The following is a 6,791-nucleotide window of genomic DNA, read 5'->3' on the forward strand; positions in this document are numbered from 1 at the left end:
TTTTATTTTTTAACTAATGTTTTTCTCGCTTTCTGAGGAATTTAGTAAAATTAAAAATATTTAAATTACTGAAATACCAAAAACCAAAACTTAATTATATATATTCAATTATATTCATTAAAAAAGTTGTCTGTTCATAGTCTCAAATGGCGTTATTTGCAATTGATTAATTGGTATAAATTTTCAGATAGCTCCATCTACCTGAGGAGATAGTTTGAGAATATTCATACCAGAGAAAGAGCAATTAAATATCTTCAATTCGCTAAATTGCTATTAGTATCGTGAGTAAGGAAAAATTATGGTTAATAATTTAGTAGGCGGCATCATTCCCCCACAACCACCAATAGAAGCACAAACTGATGCTCATACTCTCAAGAGTCGTCTGGAATGGGGTGAACCAGCTTTTACAATCCTGGATGTGCGCGATCGCTCGACCTTCAACGAAGGTCACATTATGGGAGCAATGCCAATGCCAGCAGATGAATTGGTACAACGCGCAGTACCTTCTTTGGATAAGAGCCGTGATATTTACATTTACGGTGCCAACGATCAAGAAACTGCCCAAGCCGTACAACAACTGCGTTCTAATGGATTTGAGCATGTCTCCCAACTCAAAGGTGGTCTTGCCGCATGGAAGGCGATCGGTGGCCCAACAGAAGGGATTGTTGAATCAAAAACTCCCGCAGGTGCAGATGACTACAATGTTGTAGATCGGCTAAAAAACCACCAAGAAAATCTGCAAAAGGGCGGTACTAGCGCGACGGAATCCATTAAACAAGGAGCTAGTAACCTCAAGGAAGGCATTCAAGAAGGAGCCAGTAACCTTAAAGAAGGCATTCAAGAGCAAGCAAGTAACCTCAAGGAAGGCATTCAAGAGGGAGCAAGTAACCTTAAAGAAGCTGCTAGTGAATCTAAAACTCCTAGAGACAGCAATGATTCCAATGTTGGCTCTTAGGCAAAAATACAGCAGAATTCAGAATTCAGGAGTCAGAATCCAGAAGTAAAACAGGCTTTATACATACCTGGTTTTTAGACGAATCTTTGTGTACAAAACTTTCCTTGAAATCTGCTGTAAGTTAGTATAAGAGTTTGTAGTAAGCACTTTAGTGCTTGGAAAATAACGACTTTAGTCCTTACTACGAACTTGCTTATCTATCAATTTCAACTTGACATATCATTAGTTGGGATTGACGAGCAATAAACATTTTTTGTCACTATTCCCCATTCCCTATTCTATTAGTGTTCAAATATATCCTTGAATTGCAACAAATCTAAGGAAACTATCGTTGGTAGAAACTCAAAACATTCTTGAGCAATTTGCCAGCGTTCTTCTCGTTTGAGCATTTGTATTAACTTCTGCTGCACGCTAAGTAAGTAGCGCACATCGTTGGCAGCATAACTTAGTTGAGCTTCAGATAAGCTAACGGCGTTACCCCAATCAGAACTTTGAGAACTTTTATCTAGTTCTACTTGTTCTAACTCTTGCACCACGTCTTTGAGTCCGTGGCGATTTGTGTAAGTACGGGCTAATTTACTGGCAATTTTGGTGCAAAAAATCGGCCCTACCTGAATCCCCAGATTGGCTCGCAAAGTGGCCAAGTCAAATCGAGCAAAGTGAAACACTTTCACAACATTGACTGCTTCTAAAAGTTTTTTTAAGTTGGGGGCGTCAGCTTGTCCTTTGGCTATGCGGATTGCAGTCACTTTCCCTTCTGGATTGCACAGCTGGACGAGACACAAGCGATCGCGCAGCGGCAATAATCCCATCGTTTCTGTATCAACTGCGATCGCTGTAGATTCTAAATACTCGCTAAGGGTTGCGTCACTAAGGTCGCGATCGCTCACCTGAAAATCTGGTAATGTCATCAATTGTTCAAAAATAATAGCAGTGTCCAGCAAAAAAAGTCTTGTCAGACACTACATTATTATTGTGCAAAAAAACCAAAAATTAAATCTACCTAGCCCGAAAAAACAGTTGTGTTAGGTAGACTTCGCCTTGATTATTAGTAGCAACACCAATTCCAGTCAGGTTGTAATTTCCTTTAAGGTTCTTTAGATGTCCAGGACTTTTGATCCAGCCACTAACAGCTTCCTCCACGGGGTTGCTATATCCCCGGTTAAAAGCTACATTTTCCGCTGCACTGTTGTAGCGAATAGGGATAGCTTTGACTCGCCCTTCAAATCCCTGATGGCTAAATGGGGTTTTGCCTTTAGCCATATTTTGACTATGAATTCTGGCCTGTCGGGTCAAATTTGTATTTAAAGTCAACTTTGGCAGTCCTTTAGAAACCCGATATCGATTAATTTGGTCAAATACTGATTTTTCTAGCTCAGTAGTTTTAAAAGTAGGAGTCGATATTGCAACCTGACTAGAAAAAAGCGACAACAGCTTATTACGGGTGGATGTATTCGTAGAAGTATGATTTGGTATCGGAGCAGTCGTTAATCCACTAGCAAGGACAAGCGCACTTAAAGCGATGCCAAAAGCAGTTTGTCGGAACATGGAGAGTTGCGTAATGTGTAGAGATATAAGACTTCTACTCTACCTTATTGTTCCGAAGATATATACCACAGTACTATTAAGTAATGATGAATTTCGGCAATTTGGCTACGTCCTTTACAAGTAACACAAACAATCATTTCCAATTGTCAGTACTTCAATCGATCGGCTTCAGGAAAATCACGGTTAATTTTGCTAAAAATTTAAGATTTTCATGAATTATCAAGCAAAAGCTTTACTAACAGGTTAAAGTCTGGGGAATTTGAGAAAAACCTCAACTTTATCAAATCTAACGCTGTGTGCAATTTTTACTCAAACCTAACCTAATAATAAGGAATGGGTAGAATTCAAAGCCTTTCTCTCTTTGCAGCAGAGAGGAATGGAAGTGAGGTCAGAATATTAAGTTGCACATCGCGTCAAACATATCAGCGAATGAATATTTGTGTGAAGTAGATTGCGCCTTGACTGTTTTTGGCGACGCCAATCCCCGTCTGATTATAATTACCTCTGATATTGGCAAGATGCCCTGGACTTTTGAGCCAGCCTTGAACAGCTTTTGTGGCAGGATCGCCATATCCCTGGTTGTAAGCGACATTTTCAGCAGCTCCTCTGTAAGCAACACCAGTTGCATTAAGACGTTCTGAAAATCCACTATGCCCAAAGGAAACAGTACCATTAGCCATGTTCTTACTGTGAAGCCTAACTTGATTATCGATGGCAGAATTACGAGTTAGCGCTGGTAGCCCTTGGGAAACTCTGTAGTTATTGATTTGGTTAAAAATCGACTGTTCTATAGCAGCGGTGTCCATGCTATTTGCTGCAACTTGATTAGTGTTATTCGATACATTAGAAGGTACTGGCGTACAAGCTGGATTTGTTCCAGAAGTAGCGATCGCACCACTACTGAGAGCAATAGTGCCTAAAGCAACACTGTAAACTATTTGTTTGATCATTTGTTGGCAGTAAAGTTTTAGACAATGTAACCAACGAATATCAATGTGACAAACTGCTTATAGGTCTAAATAGCTCTATTTGTGGGCTTTTTAGCTCAAAAAATACTATTAAACGTTTAAATGCACGATTTTACGCAAAAATATTACTATTTAATCAATAGTTGTCTTCTCTCATTAGTATGATTCTTTTTATCCCAGATTCCGTATTTAGACTGTCCTATAGTGTAATCACTAGACTTTTTTTGAATTCATGAGTTCTATCTGATGCTTATTTATCTTCATAAACTCAGCTATTTTACTGTACTTAAGTATATTAAATAGCTTTTTTATATCAAAAAAGCAGTAAAAACCGATTGTAATAGTTGAAGATGCAAAATGTCTGATAAAAAATGGCTGGATTTATTCAGCCAAATTCCTACGTGATTTCAACTAGACTTATTTAAGTGGTTCTAACTCTTCCTGTATCACACGCAACACCCGTGCAATATATTCTGCACGCCACTGTTCCCGTTCCTTGCTTACTTTGACATCCGGCTCGTAAGCTTCAATCTCACTAACCGATAAAATACCTTTCACCTCTAATAACCGTTCAATGGTGTCTAGCCGCTCATGCAGCACAGACACCTCACCAGTCAAGGCCATGACGATCGCTAACAATTTATCAGTTTGCGGATTTTCTAAGTAAACAGGTCGTTTACCCTTGGCTATTTTTGTCATCCTAATACCGATCCTCCAAAAATAAGACTAGACATACAAAACGAGGAAAGCCAGATACAATCTGACTTTCTCAATTACGAATTACGTTAGCGTAGCAGTCCGTAATCCATTACAAATTACGAAACTTTCTCTGCTTACTTAGTTGCAGTAACCAGAAACCAAGTGCCTTGGGTGGCTGAGTTCCGATTTTTAACCAGGCCATTAGTTTCTTTTACTTTCCATGCCCCATTCGGAACAAATTTCTCGAATGTCTTATCTGCTGAAAAACCAGCCTCAGTAACTAGCGGCACCAAATCTAAATCGCGTACAGCACTCCAGAAGGGTTCGTTGTTGTTAACGGTTTCCCCATCAGACATAAACTGTGTATAAAGATCCATGTGATGATACAGAGGTGCTTCCAGATGAATCATCATGCCACCAGGAGCTAGTAGACGATAAGACTCTTGCATAACTTTACGCACAGATGATGGGGGGATTTCATGCAGCAAGATGTGAGAAACCACTAAGTCAAATGATTCATCGGGGAAGTTAGTATGTTCGGCATTTTGCTGAGAGAAGTGTACGCGTTTTCCCAGGGCTTCCGCTCTTGCATGAGCATAACGCAGTATAGATGCACCTATATCGATGGCATGGACTTCTGCATCTGGGAAACCATCCACATAAGGTAATGTACTATTGCCAATAGAACATCCCATATCGAGGATTTTTCTCGGTCGAAAGTTGGGAAACTCTGCTAACAGGTAGTTTTGGACTATAGATAGCCCCATATCATCGTTGAGCGGCCCCAACCAACCGAGCCCATAAACGTAAGCGCCGCGATCGTAGGTTGCACCGGCTGCGACATCATCGGCAGTGAATTCACTGTGATATCCTCCGGGCATACAGTGAATGTCTACAGCCTTTTGATAAGCAGGTATTTGAAAATTTGGGTCGAGGGTTAAAGTACCCAGTTTACCACCCTTATCTTTGGCACGCTCTATCAACTCTGGCAGTTGTCTGTCAACGTTGGCATTTACAGCATCCCATAACATTTCCTGGTTGATGCGCTTCAGGGCAGTAGTCCAGCGATAATAGGGTTCGTGCTGCATTACTTCCCGAATTTCATAACGATTCTGGGGAGGACGCTGATGTTCTTGTTCAAACTTTGGCTTGGCTAGTTTTTCATAAAGTATTTTATTACCAGGAATGATATTCCTGAAAACGTGCATTTTCATAGTTTGCACAAAGTTTTGGCGTGCCAACTCGTCGTGAGTGGGTTGCGGTAACATTGGGTGTTGGAATTGTTGAGCCATAATTGCTTCCTCCCAGAAATTTGAGCTATATTTACGCTGGATATAATAATTTGGCTACCGTTTGTACATCCTTGTCACCACGTCCAGAGCAGTTAATTACAATCCGAGGACTGCCGGTTAGTTGAGGACAGAGAGTTTCGAGATAAGCGATCGCATGGGCTGTTTCCAATGCTGGGATAATCCCCTCCAATTTCGATAATCGCTGGAATGCCGCCAAAGCCTCTGCATCCGTCACACTATAGTATTCAGCGCGACCAGTATCCTTCAAATAGCTATGTTCTGGCCCCACACCGGGATAATCTAACCCCGCACTAATTGAGTGTGCCTCAATGATTTGCCCATCTTCATCTTGCAGTAGGTAGCTCATAGCTCCGTGCAATACACCAATTCGCCCTTTTGTCAAGGTAGCTGCGTGTTTTTCGGTATTGACACCTTCTCCGGCTGCCTCAATCCCAATGAAGCGTATAGAAGACTCATTCATAAATTCATAGAATAATCCCATCGCATTGGAACCACCGCCGACACAAGCCAAGAGAATATCAGGTAATCCACCCCACTTTTCCATTGCTTGGGCGCGGGTTTCTTCGCCGATTACTGCATGGAAATCACGTACCATCATTGGGTAAGGATGAGGCCCTGCTACCGAACCCAGGATGTAGTGAGTAGTTTCCACATTTGTCACCCAATCTCGGATGGCTTCGGAAGTAGCATCCTTCAAAGTTCCGGTTCCCGCCTCTACCGGCCGCACTTCTGCCCCCATCAGCCGCATTCTAAAAACATTCAAAGCTTGGCGTTCCATATCCTGAACACCCATGTAAATTATGCATTCCAGCCCAAAACGAGCGCAAACTGTGGCTGTAGCAACTCCATGTTGTCCGGCACCCGTTTCAGCAATGATCCGCTGCTTACCCATGCGTTTCGCCAACAATACCTGACCAAGGGCATTATTGATTTTGTGAGCGCCAGTATGATTTAAATCTTCACGTTTTAAATAAATTTGTGGCCCGGTGCGATCGGGTCGGGCATAATGAGCAGTCAGGCGTTCGGCAAAATACAATGGTGTCGCACGTCCTACATAGTCTCGTAACAACTGTTGTAGTTCTGCTTGAAAACCAGGGTCATTACGGTATTGCTGATAAGCTGTTTCTAGTTCAGCAAGCGCAGGCATGAGGGTTTCAGGTACATACTTACCGCCAAAGCGTCCGAAGCGGCCTAGCGTATCTGGAACTTGAGCAGTTGAATTTGGAGATAGGGGAGTGGTAGTCACAGGCTATTTTTGATGACGGGAATCACTTAATTATTATAGAAAAGTCTGAAGCATATCTGGGG

At 41.7% G+C, this 6,791-nt stretch carries 6 protein-coding genes and 1 pseudogene; 1 reads left to right on the top strand and 6 read right to left on the bottom strand.

Annotated elements, in window-relative coordinates:
* Positions 1-298: 298 nt before the first annotated feature.
* Positions 299-745, top strand: a pseudogene (locus IQ229_RS07350) (rhodanese-like domain-containing protein); the annotation flags it as partial.
* Positions 746-1,236: 491 nt separating this feature from the next.
* Here IQ229_RS07350 and IQ229_RS07355 read toward each other — a convergent pair.
* The 6 genes from IQ229_RS07355 to trpB all read right to left on the bottom strand — a co-directional run bounded on the left by IQ229_RS07355 (position 1,237) and on the right by trpB (position 6,729).
* On the bottom strand, positions 1,237-1,866 hold the full coding sequence (locus IQ229_RS07355) for a ribonuclease D (protein ID WP_194042553.1): 630 nt from the start codon (positions 1,864-1,866) through the stop codon (positions 1,237-1,239).
* Between the two features lie 88 nt (positions 1,867-1,954).
* Positions 1,955-2,503 carry a CAP domain-containing protein gene (locus tag IQ229_RS07360; protein WP_194042548.1) on the bottom strand — a complete coding sequence of 183 codons (549 nt, stop codon included), beginning with the start codon at positions 2,501-2,503 and terminating at the stop codon, positions 1,955-1,957.
* Positions 2,504-2,925: 422 nt separating this feature from the next.
* Positions 2,926-3,453 (bottom strand): CAP domain-containing protein, encoded by a 528-nt coding sequence (locus IQ229_RS07365; RefSeq protein ID WP_194042549.1) that lies wholly within the window; start codon positions 3,451-3,453, stop codon positions 2,926-2,928.
* 435 nt (positions 3,454-3,888) lie between these two features.
* Complete coding sequence (locus tag IQ229_RS07370; protein WP_194042550.1) at positions 3,889-4,170, bottom strand: hypothetical protein; 282 nt, start codon at positions 4,168-4,170, stop codon at positions 3,889-3,891.
* Between the two features lie 134 nt (positions 4,171-4,304).
* Complete coding sequence (locus tag IQ229_RS07375; protein ID WP_194042551.1) at positions 4,305-5,462, bottom strand: class I SAM-dependent methyltransferase; 1,158 nt, start codon at positions 5,460-5,462, stop codon at positions 4,305-4,307.
* Between the two features lie 31 nt (positions 5,463-5,493).
* Positions 5,494-6,729 (bottom strand): tryptophan synthase subunit beta, encoded by a 1,236-nt coding sequence (gene trpB / locus IQ229_RS07380; protein ID WP_194042552.1) that lies wholly within the window; start codon positions 6,727-6,729, stop codon positions 5,494-5,496.
* Positions 6,730-6,791: the final 62 nt, after the last annotated feature.

Origin of the sequence: Nostoc cf. edaphicum LEGE 07299 (assembly GCF_015207245.1) — a bacterium.
Classification (GTDB): domain Bacteria; phylum Cyanobacteriota; class Cyanobacteriia; order Cyanobacteriales; family Nostocaceae; genus Nostoc; species Nostoc edaphicum_B.

Bases quoted from the DNA above. Each gene is read 5' to 3' on its own strand.
- IQ229_RS07370 (WP_194042550.1), bottom strand. From the start codon at position 4,170: ATGACAAAAATAGCCAAGGGTAAACGACCTGTTTACTTAGAAAATCCG.
- IQ229_RS07375 (WP_194042551.1), bottom strand. From the start codon at position 5,462: ATGGCTCAACAATTCCAACACCCAATGTTACCGCAACCCACTCACGAC.
- IQ229_RS07365 (WP_194042549.1), bottom strand. From the start codon at position 3,453: ATGATCAAACAAATAGTTTACAGTGTTGCTTTAGGCACTATTGCTCTC.
- IQ229_RS07360 (WP_194042548.1), bottom strand. From the start codon at position 2,503: ATGTTCCGACAAACTGCTTTTGGCATCGCTTTAAGTGCGCTTGTCCTT.
- IQ229_RS07355 (WP_194042553.1), bottom strand. From the start codon at position 1,866: ATGACATTACCAGATTTTCAGGTGAGCGATCGCGACCTTAGTGACGCA.